Below are 22,653 nucleotides of genomic sequence, written 5' to 3'. Positions count from 1 at the left end.
AGTTTTTATTGTGCACTTATATTGTATATTCAAGGGACAAATTTTGACTGCATTTTTTGTTTTGTGCTAAAATAAGCCTATGGCAAGAATATTAGATAATGATTTACTAGGAGATGAAGAGTATGTTGAGCGTACCCTTCGTCCTCAGTACTTTAAGGAATATATTGGTCAAGATAAGGTTAAAGACCAATTAAAGATTTTTATAGAGGCAGCTAAACTTCGTGATGAAGCCCTAGATCATACTCTTTTGTTTGGTCCTCCAGGTTTGGGGAAAACAACTATGGCTTTTGTGATAGCTAATGAGATGGGCGTCAATTTAAAGCAGACGTCTGGGCCAGCAATTGAAAAGGCTGGTGATTTAGTTGCCATACTCAATGACTTGGAGCCGGGTGATATCTTATTTATTGATGAGATTCACCGGATGCCTATGGCAGTTGAAGAAGTTCTTTATAGTGCTATGGAAGATTACTACATCGATATCATGATTGGTGCGGGCGAAACAAGTCGTAGTGTCCACCTAGAGTTACCACCGTTCACATTAGTAGGTGCAACTACACGAGCAGGTATGTTGTCAAATCCATTGAGGGCTCGTTTTGGAATTAATGGTCATATGGAATATTATGAGTTACCAGATTTGAAGGAAATCATAGAACGTACTTCAGAAATCTTTGACATGACTATAACACCTGAAGCTGCTCTAGAGCTAGCACGTCGTAGCCGTGGGACGCCTCGTATTGCTAACCGCCTACTTAAGCGCGTGAGAGACTATGCACAAATCATGGGTGATGGCATCATTGATGATAAGATTGCAGACAAGGCGTTGACTATGTTGGATGTGGACCATGAAGGACTAGATTATGTCGATCAAAAAATTCTCCGCACCATGATTGAAATGTATGGTGGGGGACCAGTTGGTCTAGGTACCTTGTCAGTTAATATTGCTGAAGAGCGAGAAACGGTAGAAGATATGTATGAACCCTATCTAATTCAAAAGGGATTTATTATGCGAACACGAACAGGTCGTGTTGCAACGGTTAAAGCCTATGAACACATGGGGTACGACTACACTCAAGAAAGTTGATAAAAAATCCATCTAAGGTGGATTTTTTGTTTAGTCAAAAAAGAAAATAAAGAAAAAGAAAAAAACTTTAAAAATCCCTTGCAATGAGTAGGTTCTTTTGTTATTATATTATGGTGCTGTAAATACAGCGCTTAGCTATGATACAAGAGGTTGCGACACGCCTGGTTGCACTGCCACGCAATCCGTGTTGGTTTTCTTGAGGAGCTAGCCTATTATCTTAAATAGACGAAAGAGGAGAAAAAATGGCAAACAAAAAAATTCGTATCCGTTTGAAAGCTTACGAACACCGTACGCTTGATACAGCGGCTGAAAAAATCGTAGAAACTGCAACTCGCACAGGTGCGACAGTTGCTGGGCCAGTTCCACTTCCAACTGAACGTAGTCTCTACACAATTATTCGTGCGACTCACAAATATAAAGATTCTCGCGAACAATTTGAAATGCGTACACACAAACGTCTTATCGACATCATCAACCCAACTCAAAAAACAGTTGACGCTTTGATGAAACTTGATCTTCCAAGTGGTGTGAACGTAGAAATCAAACTTTAATTAAAAGCTTGATTCATTGAGCATAAAAAACGCTCGTTAAAAACTTTTTTGAGCATAAAAAACGCTCATAAAAAACTTTTTGAAAAAACAATAAAGTAAAGGAAATATTTTCTCATGACAAAAGGAATCTTAGGGAAAAAAGTGGGAATGACTCAAATCTTCACTGAAGCAGGTGAATTTATCCCTGTTACTGTCATCGAAGCTACTCCAAACGTTGTGCTTCAAGTTAAAACTGTTGAAACAGACGGTTACGAAGCAGTTCAAGTTGGTTTTGACGACAAACGCGAAGTATTGAGCAACAAACCTGCCAAAGGCCACGTAGCGAAAGCTAACACAGCTCCTAAGCGCTTCATTCGTGAATTCAAAAACATTGAAGGCTTGGAAGTTGGATCAGAAATCACTGTTGACACATTCGAAGCTGGAGATGTTGTTGACGTAACTGGTACTTCAAAAGGTAAAGGTTTCCAAGGTGTTATCAAACGCCACGGTCAATCACGCGGACCTATGGCTCACGGTTCTCGTTACCACCGTCGTCCAGGTTCAATGGGACCTGTTGCGCCTAACCGTGTTTTCAAAAATAAACACTTGGCAGGACGTATGGGTGGCAACCGTGTGACAATTCAAAACCTTGAAGTTGTACAAGTTATCCCAGAGAAAAACGTTATCCTTATCAAAGGTAACGTACCAGGTGCTAAGAAATCTCTTATCACTATCAAATCAGCAGTTAAAGCTGCTAAATAATAAGAAAGGAGAAATCAGTTAAAAATGGCAAACGTAAAACTATTTGACCAAACTGGTAAAGAAGTTAGCACAGTTGAGCTTAACGACGCTATCTTCGGTATCGAACCAAACGAATCAGTAGTATTTGATGTCGTAATCAGCCAACGTGCTAGCCTTCGCCAAGGTACTCACGCGGTTAAAAACCGTTCAGCAGTATCAGGTGGTGGACGTAAACCATGGCGTCAAAAAGGAACTGGACGTGCTCGTCAAGGTTCTATCCGCTCACCACAATGGCGTGGTGGTGGTGTTGTCTTCGGACCAACTCCACGTTCTTACGGATACAAACTTCCACAAAAAGTTCGTCGCCTTGCATTGAAATCTGTTTACTCAGCTAAAGTTGCAGAAGATAAATTTGTAGCAGTTGAAGCTCTTTCATTTGCAGCTCCAAAAACTGCTGAATTCGCAAACGTTCTTTCAGCTCTTAGCATCGATTCTAAAGTACTTGTTATCGTTGAAGAAGGAAACAAATTCGCTGAACTTTCAGCACGTAACCTTGCAAACGTAACTGTTGCAACTCCTGCAACTGCAAGTGTACTTGACATCGTAAACGCAGATAAACTTCTTGTTACTAAAGAAGCTATCTCATCAATCGAGGAGGTTCTTGCATAATGAATTTGTATGACGTAATCAAAAAACCTGTTATCACTGAGAAATCTATGATTGCTCTTGAAGCAGGAAAATACACTTTCGAAGTTGATACACGTGCACACAAACTCTTGATCAAACAAGCAGTTGAAGCTGCATTTGAAGGTGTTAAAGTTGCTAGCGTGAACACTGTAACTGTTAAACCAAAACAAAAACGTGTTGGACGTTACACTGGTTTCACTTCAAAAACTAAAAAAGCTATCATCACTCTTACAGCTGATTCTAAAGCAATCGAGTTGTTTGCAGCTGAAGCTGAATAATCAAAGGAGAAATTAACGTGGGTATTAAAGTTTATAAACCAACGACAAATGGCCGTCGTAACATGACTTCTTTGGATTTCGCAGAAATCACTACAAGCACTCCTGAAAAATCATTGCTTGTTTCTCTTAAGAACAAAGCTGGTCGTAACAACAACGGTCGTATCACTGTACGTCACCAAGGTGGCGGGCACAAACGTCACTACCGTTTGATTGACTTCAAACGTAACAAAGATGGCGTTGAAGCAGTTGTTAAAACAATTGAGTATGATCCAAACCGTACTGCAAACATCGCTCTCGTACACTACACTGACGGGGTTAAAGCTTACATCATCGCACCTAAAGGTCTTGAAGTAGGTCAACGTATCGTTTCAGGTCCAGATGCGGATATCAAGATTGGTAACGCTCTTCCACTTGCAAACATCCCAGTTGGTACAGTTATCCACAACATTGAGCTTCAACCAGGTAAAGGTGCTGAACTTATCCGTGCCGCTGGTGCTTCTGCTCAAGTTTTGGGTCAAGAAGGTAAATACGTACTTGTTCGTCTTCAATCAGGCGAAGTTCGTATGGTTCTTGGTACATGTCGTGCAACTATCGGTACTGTAGGTAACGAACAACAATCACTTATCAACCTTGGTAAAGCCGGCCGTAATCGCTGGAAAGGTATTCGCCCAACAGTTCGTGGTTCTGTAATGAACCCTAACGATCACCCACACGGTGGTGGTGAAGGTAAAGCACCAGTTGGACGTAAAGCGCCATCTACTCCATGGGGTAAACCTGCGCTTGGTCTTAAAACTCGTAACAAGAAAGCTAAATCTGACAAACTTATCGTTCGTCGTCGTAACGAAAAATAATTTAGTCGCTTAGCACATAACATCCGCCAACTCGGTAGCACTTCTTAGTGCAAGCCGCTGTGGTACATTCAATTTAAAGGAGAAAACTACAAAATGGGACGTAGTCTTAAAAAAGGACCTTTCGTCGATGAGCATTTGATGAAAAAAGTTGAAGCTCAAGCAAATGACGAAAAGAAAAAAGTAATTAAAACTTGGTCACGTCGTTCAACGATTTTCCCAAGTTTCATCGGATACACTATCGCAGTTTATGATGGACGTAAACACGTTCCTGTTTACATCCAAGAAGACATGGTAGGTCACAAACTTGGTGAATTTGCACCAACTCGTACTTACAAAGGTCACGCAGCTGACGATAAGAAAACACGTCGTTAATAGGAGGAGGACACAATGGCAGAAATTACTTCAGCTAAAGCAATGGCTCGTACAGTGCGTGTTTCACCTCGTAAAACACGTCTTGTTCTTGATCTTATCCGTGGTAAGAACGTTGCTGATGCAATCGCAATCTTGAAATTCACTCCAAACAAAGCAGCACGCATTGTTGAGAAAACTCTTAACTCTGCTATCGCTAACGCAGAAAACAACTTTGGTTTGGAAAAAGCTAACTTGGTAGTATCTGAAACATTCGCAAACGAAGGACCAACAATGAAACGTTTCCGTCCACGTGCGAAAGGTTCAGCTTCACCAATCAACAAACGTACAACTCACGTAACAGTAGTTGTGTCAGAAAAATAAGGAGGTAAACTCGTGGGTCAAAAAGTACATCCAATTGGTATGCGTGTCGGGATCATCCGTGACTGGGATGCGAAATGGTATGCTGAAAAAGAATACGCAGATTACCTTCACGAAGATTTGGCAATCCGCAAATTCATTCAAAAAGAACTTGCAGACGCTTCAGTTTCAACTATTGAAATCGAACGTGCTGTAAACAAAGTTATTGTTTCACTTCACACTGCTAAACCAGGTATGGTTATCGGTAAAGGTGGATCAAACGTTGACGCACTTCGCGCTCAACTTAACAAATTGACTGGAAAACAAGTACACATCAACATCGTTGAAATCAAGAAACCTGATTTGGACGCTCACCTTGTTGGTGAAACAATTGCTCGCCAACTTGAGCAACGTGTTGCTTTCCGTCGTGCACAAAAACAAGCTATCCAACGTGCAATGCGTGCTGGAGCTAAAGGAATCAAAACTCAAGTATCAGGTCGTTTGAACGGTGCAGATATCGCCCGTGCAGAAGGATACTCTGAAGGTACAGTTCCGCTTCACACACTTCGCGCTGATATCGATTACGCTTGGGAAGAAGCTGACACAACTTACGGTAAACTTGGTGTTAAAGTTTGGATCTACCGTGGAGAAGTTCTTCCAGCTCGTAAAAACACTAAAGGAGGCAAATAACAAATGTTAGTACCTAAACGTGTTAAACACCGTCGTGAATTCCGTGGAAAAATGCGCGGTGAGGCTAAAGGTGGTAAAGAAGTATCATTCGGTGAATACGGTCTTCAAGCTACAACTAGCCACTGGATCACAAACCGTCAAATCGAGGCTGCTCGTATTGCCATGACTCGTTACATGAAACGTGGTGGTAAGGTTTGGATCAAGATCTTCCCACACAAATCATACACTGCTAAAGCTATCGGTGTACGTATGGGTTCTGGTAAAGGGGCACCTGAAGGTTGGGTAGCACCAGTTAAACGTGGTAAAGTAATGTTCGAAATCGCAGGTGTTTCTGAAGAAGTTGCACGTGAAGCGCTTCGTCTTGCTAGCCACAAATTGCCAGTTAAATGTAAATTCGTGAAACGTGAAGCAGAATAAGGAGAAGACATGAAACTTGAAGAAATCAAAAAGTTTGTTGCTGAGCTTCGTGGCTTGTCTCAAGAAGAGCTTGCTAAAAAAGAAAACGAACTTAAGAAAGAACTTTTCGACCTTCGTTTCCAAGCTGCAGCAGGTCAACTTGATCAAACTGCCCGTTTGAACGAAGTGAAAAAACAAATTGCACGTGTTAAAACTGTGCAATCTGAAATCAAATAATAGATTGGGAAAGGAGCAATTCTAATAATGGAACGTAATCAACGTAAAACCCTTGTTGGACGCGTAGTATCTGACAAGATGGATAAAACAATCACAGTTGTAGTTGAAACTAAACGTAACCACCCAGTCTATGGTAAACGTATCAACTATTCTAAAAAATACAAAGCACATGATGAAAACAACGTTGCTAAAGAAGGCGATATCGTTCGTATCATGGAAACTCGCCCACTTTCAGCTACAAAACGCTTCCGTCTTGTAGAAGTTGTGGAAGAAGCTGTTATTATCTAATAAAACTAAAAGGAGACAATTGAAATGATTCAACAAGAAAGTCGCTTAAAAGTTGCTGATAATAGCGGTGCTCGTGAAATCTTGACTATCAAAGTTCTTGGTGGTTCAGGACGTAAATTCGCTAACATCGGCGACGTTATCGTTGCAACTGTTAAACAAGCTACACCAGGTGGAGCTGTTAAAAAAGGTGATGTTGTTAAAGCTGTTATCGTTCGTACAAAAACTGGTGCTCGCCGTCCAGACGGTTCATACATCAAGTTTGATGACAACGCTGCAGTAATCATCCGCGATGACAAAACTCCTCGTGGAACTCGTATCTTTGGCCCTGTTGCACGTGAATTGCGTGAAGGTGGATACATGCGTATCGTATCTTTGGCGCCAGAAGTACTTTAATCTGAATTAACACAAACTTAGTCCCCTGATATAGTCAGGGTGCCCATTAGGGCGTAAGAAATAATAGGAGAAATACTCAAATGTTTGTAAAAAAAGGCGATAAAGTTCGCGTTATTGCTGGTAAAGACAAAGGAACTGAAGCAGTAGTTCTTAAAGCTCTTCCAAAAGTAAACAAAGTTGTTGTTGAAGGTGTTGCAATCATCAAAAAACACCAAAAACCATCAGCTGAAAACCCTCAAGGTGCTATCGTGGAAAAAGAAGCACCAATCCACGCTTCAAACGTTCAAGTTCTTGACAAGAACGGTGTAGCTGGACGTGTAGGTTACAAAGTTGTTGACGGCAAAAAAGTTCGTTACAACAAAAAATCAGGCGAAGTGCTTGACTAATCACGAAGGAAAGGAGAAAGTATTAAATGGCTAACCGTCTTAAAGAAAAATACACTAACGAAGTAATTCCAGCTTTGACTGAAAAATTTAACTATTCTTCAGTTATGGCTGTGCCAAAAGTTGATAAAATCGTTATCAACATGGGTGTTGGTGAAGCTGTAAACAACGCTAAAACTCTTGAAAAAGCTGCTGCTGAGTTGGCACTTATTTCAGGTCAAAAACCATTGATTACTAAAGCTAAGAAATCAATCGCTGGCTTCCGTCTTCGTGAAGGTGTAGCGATCGGTGCTAAAGTTACCCTTCGTGGTGAACGCATGTACGAATTCTTGGATAAATTGGTATCAGTATCACTTCCACGTGTTCGTGACTTCCATGGTGTTCCAACTAAATCATTTGATGGACGTGGTAACTACACACTTGGTGTTAAAGAACAACTTATCTTCCCAGAAATCAACTTCGACGATGTTGATAAAGTACGTGGTATGGATATCGTTATCGTAACTACTGCTAACACTGACGAAGAAGGTCGTGAATTGCTTAAAGGCCTTGGAATGCCTTTTGCAAAATAATCTAGGAGGTAAATAAATTGGCTAAAAAATCAATGATTGCTAAGAACAAACGCCCTGCGAAGTTCTCTACGCAAGCTTACACTCGTTGCGAACGTTGTGGACGTCCACACTCAGTTTATCGCAAATTTAAACTTTGCCGTGTTTGCTTCCGTGAATTGGCTTACAAAGGTCAAATTCCAGGTGTTACCAAAGCTTCTTGGTAAAAATATGATGTATTCAAGTTGGTTTATCTAATTTGAATGTATTAAACACAATCTGAGCCTAGCTCAATCATTAACTAGCAAGTGAATTATTCAAACTACTAGTAAGAGGAGAAAAATATAAAATGGTTATGACTGACCCAATTGCAGATTTCTTGACACGTATTCGTAACGCTAACCAAGCTAAACACGAAGTACTTGAAGTACCTGCATCAAACATTAAAAAAGGTATTGCTGAAATTCTTAAACGTGAAGGTTTCGTAAAAAACGTTGAAGTTATCGAAGATGACAAACAAGGTATCATCCGCGTATTCTTGAAATACGGACAAAACGGTGAACGTGTTATCACTAACTTGAAACGTATCTCAAAACCAGGTCTTCGTGTTTACTCTAAACGTGAAGATGTTCCTAAAGTTCTTAACGGACTTGGAATCGCGATCATCTCTACTTCAGAAGGTCTTTTGACTGACAAAGAAGCTCGTCAAAAGAACGTTGGTGGAGAAGTTATCGCTTACGTTTGGTAAGAAGCTGATACTAAGCACTTATCTCAAATGATTTGTGCGAGTTTCGTTGATTATATTCGATGAGACTCATCCCCGTGAAAACTAGTCACTTTGTGGCTTGATAATCTAACAGGAGAATTAAATACTATGTCACGTATTGGTAATAAAGTTATTACTTTGCCTGCTGGTGTTGAAGTAACAAACAACGATAACGTTGTTACTGTTAAAGGACCTAAAGGCGAACTCACTCGTGAGTTTAACAAAAACATTGAAATCAAAGTTGAAGGCAACGAAGTTACACTTCACCGTCCAAACGACTCAAAAGAAAACAAAACAATCCACGGTACTTCACGTGCAAACTTGAACAACATGGTTGTTGGTGTTTCTGAAGGTTTCAAAAAAGAACTTGAAATGCGCGGTGTCGGATACCGTGCGCAACTCCAAGGAACAAAACTTGTTCTTTCAGTTGGTAAATCTCACCAAGACGAAGTTGAAGCTCCAGAAGGTATTACTTTTGAAGTACCATCTGCAACTTCAATCGTTGTAAGTGGTATTAACAAAGAAGTTGTTGGTCAAACAGCTGCTTACATCCGTAGCCTTCGTTCACCAGAACCTTACAAAGGTAAAGGTATCCGTTACGTTGGTGAATACGTACGTCGTAAAGAAGGTAAAACTGGTAAATAATAGGATTTTATCCTTGTGGCAATTCTTTTTGGATTGTCTCTTTACCAAAAGCTCTCATGAGCAAGCATTATAATTAAGAGGTGAAAATTGTGATTTCGAAACCAGATAAAAACAAACTCCGCCAAAAACGCCACCGTCGCGTTCGCGGAAAACTCTCTGGAACTGCTGATCGCCCACGTTTGAACATTTTCCGTTCTAATACAGGCATCTACGCTCAAGTTATTGATGACGTAGCGGGTGTAACGCTCGCAAGTGCATCAACTCTTGATAAAGAAGTTTCTAAAGGAACTAAAACAGAACAAGCCGTTGTTGTCGGTAAACTTGTTGCTGAACGCGCAGTAGCTAAAGGTATTTCTGAAGTGGTGTTTGACCGCGGTGGATATCTCTATCACGGACGTGTTAAAGCTTTGGCTGACTCAGCTCGTGAAAACGGATTGAAATTCTAATAGGGAGGACACTTAATAATGGCATTTAAAGATAATGCAGTAGAACTTGAAGAACGCGTAGTTGCTATCAACCGTGTTACTAAAGTTGTAAAAGGTGGACGCAACATGCGTTTTGCTGCTCTTGTTGTTGTTGGTGACCGTAATGGTCGCGTAGGATTTGGTACTGGTAAATCTCAAGAGGTTCCAGAAGCTATCCGTAAAGCAGTTGAAGCAGCTAAGAAAAACCTTATCGAAGTTCCTATGGTTGGTACAACTATTCCTCACGAAGTTCGTTCAGAATTTGGTGGAGCGAAAGTATTGTTGAAACCAGCTGTTGAAGGGGCTGGGGTTGCCGCTGGTGGTGCAGTTCGTGCCGTCATCGAATTGGCTGGTGTTGCTGATGTAACATCTAAATCACTCGGTTCAAACACTCCAATCAACATCGTTCGTGCGACTGTTGAAGGATTGAAACAACTTAAACGTGCTGAAGAAGTTGCGGCTCTTCGTGGCATCTCAGTATCTGACTTGGCATAAGAAAGGAGATAACAATGGCTCAAATTAAAATTACTTTGACTAAGTCTCCAATCGGACGCAAACCAGAACAACGTAAAACAGTTGTTGCTCTTGGACTTGGTAAATTGAATAGCTCAGTTGTTAAAGAAGACAACGCTGCTATCCGTGGTATGGTCAACGCAGTATCTCACTTGGTAACTGTAGAAGACGTTAAATAAAAATTGATTTAAGTCGTGAGGGTTCCCTTGCGACTTAAACTGAATTTCATGTATAGGCGAGTTTCTAATTAAGCTACCTTACTTGGTTAGAGGCGCTAGCATTTTACAAAAAGAGGAGAAAATAATAATGAAACTTCATGAATTGAAACCTGCTGAAGGTTCTCGTAAAGTCCGTAACCGTGTAGGTCGTGGTACTTCATCTGGTAACGGTAAAACTTCAGGCCGTGGTCAAAAAGGTCAAAAAGCTCGTAGCGGTGGTGGCGTACGTCCAGGATTTGAAGGTGGACAAACTCCATTGTTCCGTCGTCTTCCAAAACGTGGATTCACTAACATCAACGCTAAAGAATACGTACTTGTAAACCTTGATCAATTGAACGTCTTTGAAGATGGTACAGAAGTAACTCCAGCAGTTCTTAAAGAAGCTGGAATCGTTCGTGCTGAAAAATCAGGCGTTAAAGTTCTTGGTAACGGCGAATTGACTAAGAAATTGACTGTTAAAGCAGCTAAATTCTCAAAATCTGCTGAAGCAGCTATCACTGCTAAAGGTGGTTCAATCGAAGTCATCTAATGAGGGGTAACTCATTATGTTCTTTAAACTATTAAAAGACGCATTGAAAGTCAAAAACGTTCGTAATAAGATTTTATTTACAATCTTCATTATTTTCGTTTTTCGTGTAGGGACTCATGTAACAGTTCCTGGTATCAATGCGGAAAGTTTGAAACAATTAAGTGATTTACCTTTCTTGAACATGCTTAACTTGGTGTCTGGTAATGCCATGAATAACTTCTCTATCTTCTCGATGGGGGTTAGTCCTTACATTACAGCATCAATCATTGTCCAACTTTTGCAGATGGATATTTATCCAAAATTTGTAGAGTGGGGCAAACAAGGGGAAGTTGGTCGTCGTAAATTGAACCAAGCGACTCGCTACATCACTCTTGTTTTAGCCTTTGTTCAATCGATTGGTATTACAGCAAGTTTTAATACTCTCTCATCAATTTCATTGGTTAAAACACCAAATGTTTCAACCTACCTATTGATTGGGACAATTCTAACTGCTGGTAGCATAATTGTGACATGGCTTGGTGAACAAATCACAGATAAAGGTTTTGGTAATGGTGTGTCAATGATTATCTTTTCAGGGATCATTGCTTCTATTCCAAAAATGTTCTCAACAATTTACGAGGATTTCTTTGTCAACGTTCGTTCAGGAGAATTGACTCGTTCATATATCATAGTTGCTTTGCTAATTGTGGTAGGTTTGGCGATTGTCTTCTTTACGACATTTGTTCAACAGGCAGAATATCAAATTCCAATTCAATATACTAAATTGGTTCAAGGGGCTCCAACGAGTTCTTACCTTCCATTGAAAGTTAATCCAGCTGGTGTTATTCCCGTTATCTTTGCTAGCTCGATTACAACAATTCCTAGTACTATTCTTCCATTCTTCTCGAAGGTTACATGGTTATCACACTTACAAGGACTACTCTCGTATAATACGCCTAGTGGAATGATTACTTACGCAATATTGATTATCTTGTTCTCATTCTTCTACACATTTGTCCAAGTAAATCCTGAAAAAACTGCAGAAAATCTTCAAAAGAATGGGTCTTACATTCCTAGTGTTCGTCCAGGTCGTGAGACTGAAAAGTATATGTCTTCATTGCTTAAGAGATTGGCAACAATCGGGGCTGTATTTCTCGCGTTTATTTCATTGGCTCCAATTGCGGCTCAACAGTTTATGCACCTTACAAGCTCAATCGCGCTTGGTGGTACATCTCTCTTGATCTTGATTTCAACTGGTATCGAAGGTATGAAACAACTCGAAGGTTACCTATTGAAACGTCAGTACGTTGGATTTATGAATCTTGAAGACTAAGTCTTCTCATGAACAATTGAGAGGGAAAGAAAGGTTACTTTCTGTCCCTTCTCTTTTGTTTTTTGATAACTCTACCAATGTTTTTAAACTTTGATAGAGTTATTTGAAAACAAAAATAAGGAGTTCGTAAGATGAATCTTTTAATTATGGGTCTACCAGGTGCTGGTAAAGGGACTCAAGCTGCAAAAATTGTTGAAGAATTTGGTGTAGCTCACATCTCAACTGGTGATATGTTCCGTGCTGCTATGGCTAACCAAACAGAAATGGGAACTTTGGCAAAATCATTCATCGATAAAGGTGAATTGGTACCAGATGAAGTGACAAACGGAATCGTTAAAGAGCGTTTGGCTGAATCTGATATTGCTGAAAAAGGTTTCTTGCTTGATGGTTATCCACGTACTATTGAGCAAGCTCATGCATTGGATGAAACATTGAAAGCACTTGGTATTAAACTTGACGGTGTAATCAATATTGAAGTTAATCCAGAGAGCTTGGTTGAACGTCTTTCAGGTCGTTTCATTTGTCGCTCATGTGGTGCAACTTACCATAAAGTATTCAACCCAACTAAGGTTGAAGGAACATGTGATGTTTGTGGCGAACATGAATTCTTCCAACGTGAAGATGACAAACCTGAAACTGTTAAACGTCGTCTTGATGTAAACATTGCTCAGGGTGAGCCAATTATTGCACATTATCGTGAGCTTGGTCTTGTATCAGATATTCAAGGTAACCAAGATATCGATGATGTATTCGCTGATGTTAAAAAAGCGATTGCAGCAATTAAATAATTATATAATCTTACTTGCGTATCAGACTTAAGCATGTTATAATATTTTAGTCTGACTTATAATTGTTACCTCTGTGCTCAGAGGAAATCAAATCGAAATTTTAGGGGGTACTTTTGCGTGGCAAAAGAAGACGTGATTGAAATTGAAGGTAAAGTTGTAGAAACTATGCCTAATGCTATGTTTACTGTTGAATTGGAAAATGGACACCAAATTTTGGCGACAGTTTCTGGTAAAATCCGTAAAAACTACATTCGTATTTTGGTCGGTGACCGTGTGACTGTTGAAATGAGTCCTTATGATTTGACACGTGGACGCATCACATACCGCTTTAAATAATCGAAATAATTGGAGGGATTAAAACATGAAGGTAAGACCATCGGTTAAACCAATTTGCGAATACTGTAAAGTTATTCGTCGTAACGGTCGTGTTATGGTAATTTGTCCAACAAATCCAAAACACAAACAACGTCAAGGATAATATAGAAAGGAGAAATCATGGCTCGTATTGCTGGAGTTGACATTCCAAACGATAAACGTGTAGTAATTTCACTTACTTACGTATACGGTATCGGACTTGCAACATCTAAGAAAATCTTGGCTGCTGCAGGCGTTTCTGAAGACATCCGCGTTAAAGATTTGACAAACGATCAAGAAGACGCTATCCGTCGCGAAGTGGATGCAATCAAAGTTGAAGGTGACCTTCGTCGTGAAGTTAACCTTAACATCAAACGTTTGATGGAAATCGGTTCATACCGTGGTATCCGTCACCGTCGTGGACTTCCTGTCCGTGGACAAAACACTAAAAACAATGCCCGCACTCGTAAAGGTAAAGCTGTTGCGATTGCAGGTAAGAAAAAATAATTAAAATAAAATAGGAGGTAAAAACATTGGCTAAACCAACACGTAAACGTCGTGTGAAAAAGAATATCGAATCTGGTATTGCTCACATTCACGCTACTTTCAATAACACTATTGTTATGATTACAGATGTGCATGGTAACGCTGTAGCATGGTCATCAGCTGGTGCTCTTGGTTTCAAAGGTTCTCGTAAATCTACACCATTTGCTGCACAAATGGCTTCAGAAGCTGCTGCTAAATCTGCACAAGAACATGGTCTTAAAACAGTTGAAGTAACTGTTAAAGGTCCTGGTTCAGGTCGTGAGTCTGCTATCCGTGCTCTTGCTGCTGCAGGTCTTGAAGTAACAGCAATCCGTGATGTAACACCTGTACCACATAATGGTTGTCGTCCTCCAAAACGTCGTCGTGTGTAATCTTTAATAACAATAGTACACAAGGTTCGTTTCGAGGGAGTATAATAAATGATTGAGTTTGAAAAACCAATAATAACAAAAATTGATGAAAATAAAGATTACGGCAAATTTGTCATCGAACCACTAGAACGTGGTTATGGTACAACTTTGGGTAACTCTCTTCGTCGTGTACTTTTGTCATCACTTCCAGGTGCTGCCGTAACATCAATTAAGATTGATGGAGTACTCCACGAATTTGATACCGTACCAGGCGTCCGTGAAGACGTGATGCAAATCATCCTTAATATTAAAGGACTTGCTGTAAAATCTTACGTCGAAGACGAAAAAACAATTGAACTTGATGTCCAAGGTCCAGCTGAAGTTACTGCTGGAGATATCTTGACTGATAGCGACATTGAAATTGTTAACCCTGATCATTATCTTTTCACTATCGCTGAAGGAGCTTCTTTGAAAGCGACTATGACAGTAGCTACAAACCGTGGTTATGTTCCAGCAGATGAAAACAAGAAAGATGATGCACCAGTGGGAACATTGGCTGTAGATTCAATCTACACACCAGTGAAAAAAGTCAATTATCAAGTTGAACCTGCCCGTGTAGGTAGCAACGATGGTTTTGATAAATTGACAATCGAAATCATGACAAACGGAACAATCATCCCTGAAGATGCCCTCGGTCTCTCGGCTCGCGTTTTGATTGAACACTTGAACTTGTTTACTGACCTTACTGATGTTGCTAAAGCTACTGATGTAATGAAAGAAACTGAAAAAGTGAACGATGAAAAGGTGCTTGACCGTACCATCGAAGAACTTGATTTGTCTGTACGCTCATATAACTGTTTGAAACGTGCCGGTATTAATACCGTTCATGATTTGACAGAAAAAACTGAGCCTGAAATGATGAAAGTCCGTAACCTAGGTCGTAAATCTCTTGAAGAAGTCAAAGTTAAGTTGGCTGATCTTGGACTTGGACTCAAAAACGATAAATAATAATATAGGAGGATAACATGGCTTACCGTAAACTTGGACGCACAAGCTCACAGCGTAAAGCGGTTCTTCGTGATTTGACTACAGATCTTATCATTAACGAAGCAATCGTTACAACTGAAGCACGTGCTAAAGAAATCCGTAAAACAGTTGAAAAAATGATCACTCTTGGTAAACGTGGTGATTTGCACGCACGTCGTCAAGCAGCTGCATTTGTACGTAACGAAATTGCATCTGAAAGCTATGATGAAGCAACTGATAAATATACATCAACAACTGCTCTTCAAAAACTTTTCTCAGAAATCGCACCTCGTTATGCTGAACGTAACGGTGGATACACTCGTATCCTTAAAACAGAACCACGTCGTGGCGATGCTGCCCCAATGGCAATCATCGAACTTGTTTAATTTTTATCAATTTTGTTGAGTGTTATGATGATGGAATAGCTTAGCTTTTCTTAGTCTAGCTCTGGTCTACCGCTGGGCATACGCCTAGCGGGAACACTCATCATAAAAATGGGAATAAATAAGCATGTAACGCTTGTTTACGAAAGGTAATACTGTTATTTTTCGTAAGCAGGCGTTTTTTTGGGCTATAAATCGTCTGAATATTTTGATATAATGGAATAAGCTTATTTCAAAAAGGGGGGACATTATTTTGACAACAGCCAAGGAACTGCTTAAGCAAAGGTATTATGAGCCAATTAAGGAGCAACCCGAATTATTTGTGGGGATTGAGTTGGAATATCCAGTTGTTAATTTGAGTGGTAATGCTACGGATGTCTCTCTTACAAAACAGTTACTAGTCTATCTCTTGGATAATTTTGATTTTCAAGCTGATAAGTATGATTCTGATAACAATCCTATTCAGCTTATTGATAAAGCTTCTGGAGATATGATTCTTTTTGAAGTCTCCTACAATACGATTGAGTTTGCTTTTGCAAAGGCTGAAAGAATCTCTGAGGTTGAGGAACGTTTGGATACTTACTTCGGTATAATCCAACCTTATCTTCAGAATCATAATCATGAGTTGCAAGGTTGGGGAGTGAATCCAAACTGGGCAAAAAATGACAACAGACCTGTTAAATCTCCTCGTTATGAGATGCTTATGGATTTTCTCGAGCTATCTAAAGCAAAGAACGATTCTTTCTTTCATGATTATCCAGAATATGGTTCTTTCATCTGTGGGAGTCAGGTACAGTTAGATGTTTCAAAAACGTCCTATTTAAGGGTTTTAAATGCTTTTAATCAAATAGAGGGACCCAAGGAAGTATTATTGGCAAACTCTGAATTTTGGGGTTCTGATTGGGATTTAGCGATTTCCCGTGATGTTTTCTGGGAGAATTCCATGCATGGTGTGTTTGAGGAAAATGCTGGTGTATTTCCTAAGGTGTTTAAGAGCGAAGATGACTATTTTTCTTACTTGTCTGAGACAGCCATTTTTACTGCTAAGCGTGGTGACGAAACCTACTATTTTGAACCAATACGTGCTAAAGACTACCTAAGTACGCCATCTGTCAAAGCACACTCTATTCATGGTGAAGTAGTCACTATTGAGCCAAGTGAGGAAGATTTTAAGACTCACCGTTCTTATCAATTCCAAGATTTAACGACGCGAGGAACTATTGAGTTTCGCAGTGTTTGTACCCAACCTTTCTCATCAACTTTTGCGCCGGCAGCCTTTCACCTTGGTCTTTTAGTCAATTTGGAAAATCTGGAAAATATTTTGAATGACTCACCCTTTTTTGAAGCATTTGACTATGATTTTCCTAGAATTCGTCGTTTATTTTCGAAAAAGGATATTTCTGATACAGATCTCAAAATGATTTTACCTTTGACAGAATCGTTATTGGCTTGTGCTGAGGATGGCTTGAAATCGCGTGGTTTTGGAGAAGAAGTCTACTTAGCTTCCCTTAGAGAGAAATTAGATAAACTGAATAAGAGTTTAGCTTAACTTTTGATAAAAGATATAATAGATAACTTTTGCTAAAAAATTTAAAAAAAGGCAAAAAAGTATTGACGTCAGCAAACAATAAATGGTATTATATAGTAGTTGTTTCGAAAGAGACAAGAGAAAGTTATAAAAACTTTCAAAAAAGTATTGACACGAGTTGTCGATCTTGATATAATAACTAATGTTGTTAGCGGAAATGGCGGAATTGGCAGACGCGCAGGACTAAGGATCCTGTGACCGCTTTAGGTCGTGAGGGTTCAAGTCCCTCTTTCCGCAGAGTAACCAGTCAGATGACTGGTTTTTTTGTATTAAAAAATCAAAACGCTTACAAATTGTAGAAAAGCTAGTTTTTTGAGTCTAATTGTGATAGAATAAACGTGTAAACGGGTTCAAACCCAAAAAAATATAGGAGGCCTTTATAATGGCAATCGTTTCAGCAGAAAAATTTGTCCAAGCAGCTCGTGATAATGGTTACGCAGTTGGTGGATTTAACACAAACAACCTTGAGTGGACTCAAGCTATCTTGCGTGCAGCAGAAGCTAAACAAGCTCCAGTACTTATCCAAACTTCTATGGGTGCAGCTAAGTACATGGGTGGTTACAAATTGTGTAAAGTCCTTATCGAAGAATTGGTTGAATCAATGGGTATCACTGTACCAGTTGCTATTCACCTTGACCACGGTCACTATGATGATGCTTTGGAATGTATCCGTGTAGGTTACACTTCAGTTATGTTTGATGGTTCACACCTTCCAGTTGAAGAAAACCTTGAAAAAGCAGCTAAAGTTGTTGAATTTGCACACGCTAACGGTGTATCAGTTGAAGCTGAAGTTGGTACAATCGGTGGTGAAGAAGATGGTATCATCGGTGATGGTGAATTGGCACCAATCGAAGATGCTAAAGCTATGGTTGCAACTGGTATCGACTTCCTTGCAGCAGGTATCGGTAACATCCACGGTCCTTACCCAGAAAACTGGAGCGGACTTCACCTTGACCACTTGCAAAAATTGACAGAAGCTGTTCCTAACTTCCCAATCGTATTGCACGGTGGATCAGGTATTCCTGACGATCAAATCCAAGCAGCTATCAAACTTGGTGTTGCTAAAGTTAACGTTAACACTGAATGTCAAATCGCATTTGCTAACGCAACACGTAAATTTGTTGCTGAATACGAAGCAAATGAAGCAGAATACGACAAGAAGAAACTCTTCGACCCACGTAAATTCTTGAAACCAGGTTTCGAAGCTATTACAGAAGCTGTTGAAGAACGTATCGACGTATTTGGTTCAGCAAACAAAGCTTAATTAGCTTATTAAAACAAGGTCCTTTTCGGATCTTGTTTTTTTGTACTAAAATAATTAGTTAGTATCTGCCAATCAATCTGTGATTGAGAGTGAACAAATTTTAAAGAGTGGATATGGCTTTGGTTGATAGATTCTATTTCCTAACTTTTTAAGATATGCTATAATATGAATATGTTTGATAATTATATTGTACCTGTATTTTTTGGTGGTGGAGCTCTTGCTCTACTAGGTTTAGTGTTATTTGGTTGGGCTTTGCCTTCATTTTTGAAGGGTAAGTGGTCTTATTTGATTTCTTTGCTAGGTTTAGGTTTGGTTGCTTTTGCCTATTTTGATTCGGCGATTGTTATCACTTATAAAATCTGGCTTGGATTGCTAGGTGTTATCATGGTTGGTTGGGGACTTCCTTTCAACAATCGCAAGGGACGCCGTGCAATGACTATTTTTTGGGCCATCATGGCAATCGTTGTAGGTATTGCTGCTATTGCATTCACTATTGCTTATGGTGTTATTAACCGCCACTAACATGAAACTGTAAAACATGCTATAATAATGGCATGTTTTATTTTATGACCCTATCATTTATTATCATGCCTGCCTTGGGTTGCTTCTTAATAGGTTTGGCTTTTGCTAAATCAGATCGTTGGGACTTTTCTTGGATTTTATCCTTAATTGGTTTGGTGGCCTTTATTTCTTCTTTTTGGCATATAGCACGCGTAGATTTATGGTTTATGCTAAGTTATAGTGTTGGTCCTTTTTTGATGGGATTTGGTTTCTCTTGGGATCTAAGTAAGAAACGCCGTAGGCAGTTATTATTATTAGGGGTATTTTTCCTTATCTTTTTTGTGATTCTGTACTATCTTGTTGTGCGAATCCTGAATACAGCTGTTGTCTAAAGGGGGGCTGTTGTGATGTTGCTAGATTTAGAAGAGAAGACACGTGTGCTTGTAGAAGATATTGTTGAACGTTCCGCTATTGGGCGAGGAGCTATCTTTGTTTTGGGGTTGTCTTCCAGTGAGGTTGCTGGTGGGACTATCGGAAAAGCCTCTAGCCGTGAAATTGGTCAACGAATTGTGAAAACTATTCTTGAGGTTTTGGAAGCTAAAGGGATTTACTTGGCTGTTCAGGGCTGTGAACATTTGAATCGTGCTTTGGTTGTTGAGCGTGAGCTTGCCATGGCTAAAGATTTGGAAATTGTGAATGTTCTTCCAACCTTGCACGCTGGGGGAAGTGGTCAGCTGGCTGCTTTCGACTATATGAAGGATCCTGTTGAGGTGGAGGAAATTGTCGCTCAGGCTGGTATTGATATTGGGGATACATCTATTGGTATGCATGTGAAGAGGGTCCAAGTTCCTCTTCGTCCTATTATTCCAGAATTAGGTGGTGCCCATGTGACTGCTTTGGCGAGTCGTCCTAAGTTAATTGGTGGTGCTCGTGCGGAGTATTTAGCAGATCCTATCCGTAAAAACTAAAAAGTATCGGACAAGAGTGTCCGATACTTTTTCTGTTAGCTGGGCTTTTCGTTTTAATGATGGCGCTTGGCATAATCAACAAATTTGAATTTTTCAAGTTTGTGGCGACTTTCCGTAAATTGGAACTGTTTTCCATTATTTAAATAAACTTTTGAACGGACACAGACAACGTGCTGGTCCTTGCCTAGGTCGATAAGAATCTTATCTTGATCGGTAGCATTATCGATAGTGATTTCTTTAAAGGCGTGGGAAATGCTAAGGTTGAGCTGATTCTCAATGTAGTCGTAAATAAAGTATTCAGCAATGCTACGGTTTAGTTGCGGAACAAGGCTGGCGTCTAGGTAATCAATATCTATAACAGAGGCACAGCTGTCAACGACTCTTTGACGAACAACACGCCAAACCTGTCGGCTATTAGAAAAACCAGTTCTTTCTGAGAGTTTTGAATCAACAATGATTTTATCCAGAGAAATAACATTGGTTTGCGAATTAAGGCCTTGTTGTTCTATTAGTTCTTGGTAACTAGTAAGGTCAGACACAGGAAAGTTGATTTGTTCCTGGTTAATAACCTGAGAGCCAGAGCCATGAATCTTTTTGACCAAGCCTTCTTCAACGAGTAAGGTTAATGCCTTTCGTATAGTGTCTCGACTAACCTGATAAGATTGAACCAGTTCTTGCTCGGTGGGGAGAAAGTCTCCCACTTGATACTTTTGCTCATGGATGGCTTTTTCTAAATCCTTATAAATAATCTGATATTTTTTCATCTTTCTCCTCATTTGTAGGTAAAAAAACATACAACCGATGTTTTTTTACAAAAATATGTTAAAAAAATCCCGGAACACTTGCAGACAAATTTGCAATCGTTTACAATCAGTTTATCAAGTCAACCAGATATTGTCAAAAAAGAAAAGGAGATTCAAATGGGTAAATTTGAACAAGAAGCCAAAGATCTGCTTGCTGCAATTGGTGGTAAAGAAAATGTGACTGCTGTCACTCACTGTGCGACGCGTATGCGTTTCGTTCTTGGTGATGATAAGAAGGCAGATGTGAAAACAATCGAAGCCATTCCTGCTGTTAAGGGGACTTTCACCAATGCAGGTCAATTCCAAGTTATCATTGGTAATGATGTGCCAATCTTTTATAACGATTTCACTGCTGTATCAGGGATTGAAGGTGTTTCTAAAGAAGCTGCTAAATCAGCTGCCAAGAGCAAGCAAAACCCAGTGCAGCGTGTTATGACAACCTTAGCCGAGATCTTTACACCTATTATTCCAGCCCTTATCGTTGGGGGATTAATTCTTGGTTTCCGTAATGTTCTTGAGGGTGTGCATTGGTCTATGCTTGACGGTAAGACAATTACCGAGGTTTCTCAGTTCTGGTCAGGAGTGAATCACTTCTTGTGGTTGCCTGGTGAAGCTATTTTCCAATTCTTGCCTGTAGGTATTACTTGGTCTGTTTCTCGTAAAATGGGAACTAGCCAAATTCTTGGAATTGTTTTGGGTATTTGTCTGGTGTCACCACAATTGCTTAATGCTTATTCAGTAGCATCGACACCAGCGTCTGAAATTGCTAAGGATTGGGTTTGGGATTTCGGATTCTTTACTGTTAATCGTATAGGTTATCAAGCGCAAGTTATTCCAGCCCTTCTTGCTGGTTTGTCACTTTCTTATCTTGAAATTTTCTGGCGTAAACATGTACCAGAAGTAGTATCAATGATTTTTGTACCGTTCTTGTCATTGATTCCAGCCCTTATTTTGGCTCATACGGTTTTAGGTCCTATTGGTTGGACTATTGGACAAGCTCTTTCAACAGTGGTTCTTGCTGGTTTGATAGGTCCTGTAAAATGGCTTTTCGGTGCTGTTTTTGGTGCCCTTTATGCGCCGTTCGTTATCACTGGTCTTCACCACATGACCAATGCAATTGATACTCAGTTGATTGCAGATGCTGGTGGAACAGCTCTTTGGCCTATGATTGCTCTATCAAACATTGCTCAAGGTTCAGCAGTCTTTGCTTACTATATTATGCATCGTCATGATGAACGTGAGGCTCAAATTTCACTTCCAGCTACTATTTCAGCTTATCTTGGTGTTACAGAACCAGCCCTCTTTGGGGTTAACGTCAAGTATATTTACCCATTTGTTGCGGGTATGATTGGTTCATCTATTGCAGGTCTTCTATCAGTAACCTTTAACGTTACAGCAGCCTCTATTGGTATTGGTGGGTTGCCTGGTATTCTATCAATTCAACCTAAGTATATGATTCCATTTGCAGGAATTATGCTTGTTGCTATCATTGTACCTATGGTCTTGACTTTCTTCTTCCGCAAAGCGAGTCTCTTTACTAAGACAGAAGATGATACAGAACTTAAGGAAGAATTCGCAGCTCAAGAAGAAGCTGAATTTGCATCACATACTGCTACTCCAACGGCTCTTGTTGAATCAGCAGAGGTTGTTAGCCCACTTGCTGGCCAAGTTAAACCACTTAGCCAAGCCACAGATCCTGTCTTTTCATCAGGTGTAATGGGACAAGGTGTCGTCATCGAACCAAGTCAAGGGGAATTGGTTTCACCAGTGAATGGTACAGTGACAGTACTCTTCCCAACTAAGCACGCAGTAGGTATCGTTTCT

Annotated in this window: 37 protein-coding genes and 1 tRNA gene; 37 read left to right on the top strand and 1 reads right to left on the bottom strand. The window is 39.9% G+C overall.

From position 1 onward, the window contains the following. Positions 1-79 precede the first annotated feature (79 nt). The 36 genes from ruvB to HMPREF2697_RS04720 all read left to right on the top strand — a co-directional run bounded on the left by ruvB (position 80) and on the right by HMPREF2697_RS04720 (position 20,026). Positions 80-1,081 carry a Holliday junction branch migration DNA helicase RuvB gene (gene ruvB, locus HMPREF2697_RS04885; RefSeq protein ID WP_002887068.1) on the top strand — a complete coding sequence of 334 codons (1,002 nt, stop codon included), beginning with the start codon at positions 80-82 and terminating at the stop codon, positions 1,079-1,081. Positions 1,082-1,323: 242 nt separating this feature from the next. After that, entirely contained in the window at positions 1,324-1,632 is a 309-nt protein-coding gene (gene rpsJ / locus HMPREF2697_RS04880; protein WP_002885653.1) for a 30S ribosomal protein S10, read from the top strand. A 114-nt stretch (positions 1,633-1,746) separates the two neighbouring features. Beyond that, the gene (rplC, locus tag HMPREF2697_RS04875; protein ID WP_002885755.1) at positions 1,747-2,373 is read left to right on the top strand and encodes a 50S ribosomal protein L3; all 627 of its coding nucleotides are present in this window, start codon (positions 1,747-1,749) and stop codon (positions 2,371-2,373) included. A gap of 24 nt (positions 2,374-2,397) precedes the next feature. Next, positions 2,398-3,021, top strand: a complete 624-nt coding sequence (rplD, locus tag HMPREF2697_RS04870) for a 50S ribosomal protein L4 (protein ID WP_002885795.1) — start codon at positions 2,398-2,400, stop codon at positions 3,019-3,021. Then, entirely contained in the window at positions 3,021-3,317 is a 297-nt protein-coding gene (locus tag HMPREF2697_RS04865) for a 50S ribosomal protein L23 (protein ID WP_002887066.1), read from the top strand. Before rplD ends, HMPREF2697_RS04865 begins: the two co-directional genes overlap by 1 nt. 17 nt (positions 3,318-3,334) lie before the next feature. Next, positions 3,335-4,168 carry a 50S ribosomal protein L2 gene (gene rplB, locus HMPREF2697_RS04860; RefSeq protein ID WP_002887065.1) on the top strand — a complete coding sequence of 278 codons (834 nt, stop codon included), beginning with the start codon at positions 3,335-3,337 and terminating at the stop codon, positions 4,166-4,168. A 93-nt stretch (positions 4,169-4,261) separates the two neighbouring features. Beyond that, positions 4,262-4,540, top strand: coding sequence for a 30S ribosomal protein S19 (gene rpsS / locus HMPREF2697_RS04855; protein WP_000533765.1), 279 nt, complete (start codon positions 4,262-4,264; stop codon positions 4,538-4,540). A 15-nt stretch (positions 4,541-4,555) separates the two neighbouring features. Continuing rightward, positions 4,556-4,900 carry a 50S ribosomal protein L22 gene (rplV, locus tag HMPREF2697_RS04850; RefSeq protein WP_002887063.1) on the top strand — a complete coding sequence of 115 codons (345 nt, stop codon included), beginning with the start codon at positions 4,556-4,558 and terminating at the stop codon, positions 4,898-4,900. A gap of 12 nt (positions 4,901-4,912) precedes the next feature. After that, positions 4,913-5,566 carry a 30S ribosomal protein S3 gene (rpsC, locus tag HMPREF2697_RS04845; RefSeq protein ID WP_002885727.1) on the top strand — a complete coding sequence of 218 codons (654 nt, stop codon included), beginning with the start codon at positions 4,913-4,915 and terminating at the stop codon, positions 5,564-5,566. A gap of 3 nt (positions 5,567-5,569) precedes the next feature. After that, a complete protein-coding gene (rplP, locus tag HMPREF2697_RS04840; RefSeq protein WP_000960950.1) occupies positions 5,570-5,983 on the top strand; it encodes a 50S ribosomal protein L16 in 414 nt (137 codons plus the stop codon). Between the two features lie 9 nt (positions 5,984-5,992). Further along, positions 5,993-6,199, top strand: a complete 207-nt coding sequence (gene rpmC, locus HMPREF2697_RS04835; protein WP_002885754.1) for a 50S ribosomal protein L29 — start codon at positions 5,993-5,995, stop codon at positions 6,197-6,199. A gap of 27 nt (positions 6,200-6,226) precedes the next feature. Next, positions 6,227-6,487 (top strand): 30S ribosomal protein S17, encoded by a 261-nt coding sequence (gene rpsQ, locus HMPREF2697_RS04830; RefSeq protein WP_002885836.1) that lies wholly within the window; start codon positions 6,227-6,229, stop codon positions 6,485-6,487. A 24-nt stretch (positions 6,488-6,511) separates the two neighbouring features. Next, entirely contained in the window at positions 6,512-6,880 is a 369-nt protein-coding gene (gene rplN / locus HMPREF2697_RS04825; RefSeq protein ID WP_002885711.1) for a 50S ribosomal protein L14, read from the top strand. 80 nt (positions 6,881-6,960) lie between these two features. Beyond that, the gene (gene rplX / locus HMPREF2697_RS04820; RefSeq protein WP_002885874.1) at positions 6,961-7,266 is read left to right on the top strand and encodes a 50S ribosomal protein L24; all 306 of its coding nucleotides are present in this window, start codon (positions 6,961-6,963) and stop codon (positions 7,264-7,266) included. 26 nt (positions 7,267-7,292) lie between these two features. Beyond that, complete coding sequence (gene rplE, locus HMPREF2697_RS04815; RefSeq protein ID WP_002887058.1) at positions 7,293-7,835, top strand: 50S ribosomal protein L5; 543 nt, start codon at positions 7,293-7,295, stop codon at positions 7,833-7,835. A gap of 17 nt (positions 7,836-7,852) precedes the next feature. Beyond that, positions 7,853-8,038 carry a type Z 30S ribosomal protein S14 gene (locus tag HMPREF2697_RS04810; RefSeq protein ID WP_001085699.1) on the top strand — a complete coding sequence of 62 codons (186 nt, stop codon included), beginning with the start codon at positions 7,853-7,855 and terminating at the stop codon, positions 8,036-8,038. A 122-nt stretch (positions 8,039-8,160) separates the two neighbouring features. Further along, positions 8,161-8,559: a 30S ribosomal protein S8 gene (gene rpsH / locus HMPREF2697_RS04805; RefSeq protein ID WP_002885642.1), complete on the top strand. Its 399-nt coding sequence runs from the start codon at positions 8,161-8,163 to the stop codon at positions 8,557-8,559. 126 nt (positions 8,560-8,685) lie between these two features. Next, the gene (gene rplF / locus HMPREF2697_RS04800) at positions 8,686-9,222 is read left to right on the top strand and encodes a 50S ribosomal protein L6 (protein ID WP_002887056.1); all 537 of its coding nucleotides are present in this window, start codon (positions 8,686-8,688) and stop codon (positions 9,220-9,222) included. Positions 9,223-9,311: 89 nt separating this feature from the next. Further along, positions 9,312-9,668, top strand: a complete 357-nt coding sequence (gene rplR, locus HMPREF2697_RS04795) for a 50S ribosomal protein L18 (RefSeq protein ID WP_002885810.1) — start codon at positions 9,312-9,314, stop codon at positions 9,666-9,668. An 18-nt stretch (positions 9,669-9,686) separates the two neighbouring features. Further along, positions 9,687-10,181 carry a 30S ribosomal protein S5 gene (gene rpsE / locus HMPREF2697_RS04790; protein ID WP_002885626.1) on the top strand — a complete coding sequence of 165 codons (495 nt, stop codon included), beginning with the start codon at positions 9,687-9,689 and terminating at the stop codon, positions 10,179-10,181. Positions 10,182-10,195: 14 nt separating this feature from the next. Next, on the top strand, positions 10,196-10,378 hold the full coding sequence (gene rpmD, locus HMPREF2697_RS04785) for a 50S ribosomal protein L30 (protein ID WP_002885773.1): 183 nt from the start codon (positions 10,196-10,198) through the stop codon (positions 10,376-10,378). Between the two features lie 127 nt (positions 10,379-10,505). After that, positions 10,506-10,946: a 50S ribosomal protein L15 gene (rplO, locus tag HMPREF2697_RS04780; RefSeq protein ID WP_045769365.1), complete on the top strand. Its 441-nt coding sequence runs from the start codon at positions 10,506-10,508 to the stop codon at positions 10,944-10,946. 16 nt (positions 10,947-10,962) lie between these two features. Continuing rightward, positions 10,963-12,258: a preprotein translocase subunit SecY gene (secY, locus tag HMPREF2697_RS04775; protein ID WP_002892081.1), complete on the top strand. Its 1,296-nt coding sequence runs from the start codon at positions 10,963-10,965 to the stop codon at positions 12,256-12,258. 131 nt (positions 12,259-12,389) lie between these two features. Beyond that, on the top strand, positions 12,390-13,046 hold the full coding sequence (locus tag HMPREF2697_RS04770) for an adenylate kinase (protein ID WP_002885632.1): 657 nt from the start codon (positions 12,390-12,392) through the stop codon (positions 13,044-13,046). 117 nt (positions 13,047-13,163) lie between these two features. Further along, the gene (infA, locus tag HMPREF2697_RS04765) at positions 13,164-13,382 is read left to right on the top strand and encodes a translation initiation factor IF-1 (protein WP_001040189.1); all 219 of its coding nucleotides are present in this window, start codon (positions 13,164-13,166) and stop codon (positions 13,380-13,382) included. A 25-nt stretch (positions 13,383-13,407) separates the two neighbouring features. Continuing rightward, on the top strand, positions 13,408-13,524 hold the full coding sequence (gene rpmJ / locus HMPREF2697_RS10140) for a 50S ribosomal protein L36 (protein ID WP_000868345.1): 117 nt from the start codon (positions 13,408-13,410) through the stop codon (positions 13,522-13,524). A gap of 17 nt (positions 13,525-13,541) precedes the next feature. Next, positions 13,542-13,907 carry a 30S ribosomal protein S13 gene (gene rpsM / locus HMPREF2697_RS04760; protein WP_002885820.1) on the top strand — a complete coding sequence of 122 codons (366 nt, stop codon included), beginning with the start codon at positions 13,542-13,544 and terminating at the stop codon, positions 13,905-13,907. Positions 13,908-13,933: 26 nt separating this feature from the next. Further along, positions 13,934-14,317 (top strand): 30S ribosomal protein S11, encoded by a 384-nt coding sequence (rpsK, locus tag HMPREF2697_RS04755; RefSeq protein WP_002885718.1) that lies wholly within the window; start codon positions 13,934-13,936, stop codon positions 14,315-14,317. A 48-nt stretch (positions 14,318-14,365) separates the two neighbouring features. After that, entirely contained in the window at positions 14,366-15,304 is a 939-nt protein-coding gene (locus HMPREF2697_RS04750) for a DNA-directed RNA polymerase subunit alpha (protein WP_002887046.1), read from the top strand. A gap of 17 nt (positions 15,305-15,321) precedes the next feature. Next, a complete protein-coding gene (rplQ, locus tag HMPREF2697_RS04745; RefSeq protein ID WP_002885709.1) occupies positions 15,322-15,708 on the top strand; it encodes a 50S ribosomal protein L17 in 387 nt (128 codons plus the stop codon). Between the two features lie 250 nt (positions 15,709-15,958). Next, positions 15,959-17,254: a glutamate-cysteine ligase family protein gene (locus tag HMPREF2697_RS04740; RefSeq protein ID WP_070849805.1), complete on the top strand. Its 1,296-nt coding sequence runs from the start codon at positions 15,959-15,961 to the stop codon at positions 17,252-17,254. 190 nt (positions 17,255-17,444) lie between these two features. Continuing rightward, positions 17,445-17,530 (top strand) — tRNA-Leu (locus HMPREF2697_RS04735). A gap of 145 nt (positions 17,531-17,675) precedes the next feature. Continuing rightward, on the top strand, positions 17,676-18,557 hold the full coding sequence (locus tag HMPREF2697_RS04730; RefSeq protein ID WP_064520875.1) for a class II fructose-bisphosphate aldolase: 882 nt from the start codon (positions 17,676-17,678) through the stop codon (positions 18,555-18,557). A gap of 165 nt (positions 18,558-18,722) precedes the next feature. After that, positions 18,723-19,079, top strand: a complete 357-nt coding sequence (locus tag HMPREF2697_RS04725; RefSeq protein WP_002885732.1) for a hypothetical protein — start codon at positions 18,723-18,725, stop codon at positions 19,077-19,079. A 32-nt stretch (positions 19,080-19,111) separates the two neighbouring features. Beyond that, positions 19,112-19,450 (top strand): hypothetical protein, encoded by a 339-nt coding sequence (locus HMPREF2697_RS10135; RefSeq protein WP_073686764.1) that lies wholly within the window; start codon positions 19,112-19,114, stop codon positions 19,448-19,450. Positions 19,451-19,465: 15 nt separating this feature from the next. After that, the gene (locus tag HMPREF2697_RS04720; protein WP_045772033.1) at positions 19,466-20,026 is read left to right on the top strand and encodes a TIGR01440 family protein; all 561 of its coding nucleotides are present in this window, start codon (positions 19,466-19,468) and stop codon (positions 20,024-20,026) included. A gap of 53 nt (positions 20,027-20,079) precedes the next feature. On the opposite strand, the gene treR is transcribed toward HMPREF2697_RS04720, so the two are convergent. Then, positions 20,080-20,790, bottom strand: coding sequence for a trehalose operon repressor (treR, locus tag HMPREF2697_RS04715; protein WP_070849803.1), 711 nt, complete (start codon positions 20,788-20,790; stop codon positions 20,080-20,082). Positions 20,791-20,946: 156 nt separating this feature from the next. Here treR and treP point away from each other — a divergent pair. Next, a partial coding sequence (gene treP / locus HMPREF2697_RS04710) for a PTS system trehalose-specific EIIBC component (protein ID WP_070849799.1) occupies positions 20,947-22,653 on the top strand: 1,707 nt, incomplete at its 3' end.

The organism is Streptococcus sp. HMSC064D12 (genome assembly GCF_001837205.1).
GTDB lineage: Bacteria > Bacillota > Bacilli > Lactobacillales > Streptococcaceae > Streptococcus > Streptococcus salivarius_D.
Note: the sequence above shows the minus strand (reverse complement) of the source record. Positions and strands in the feature narration are given on the sequence as shown.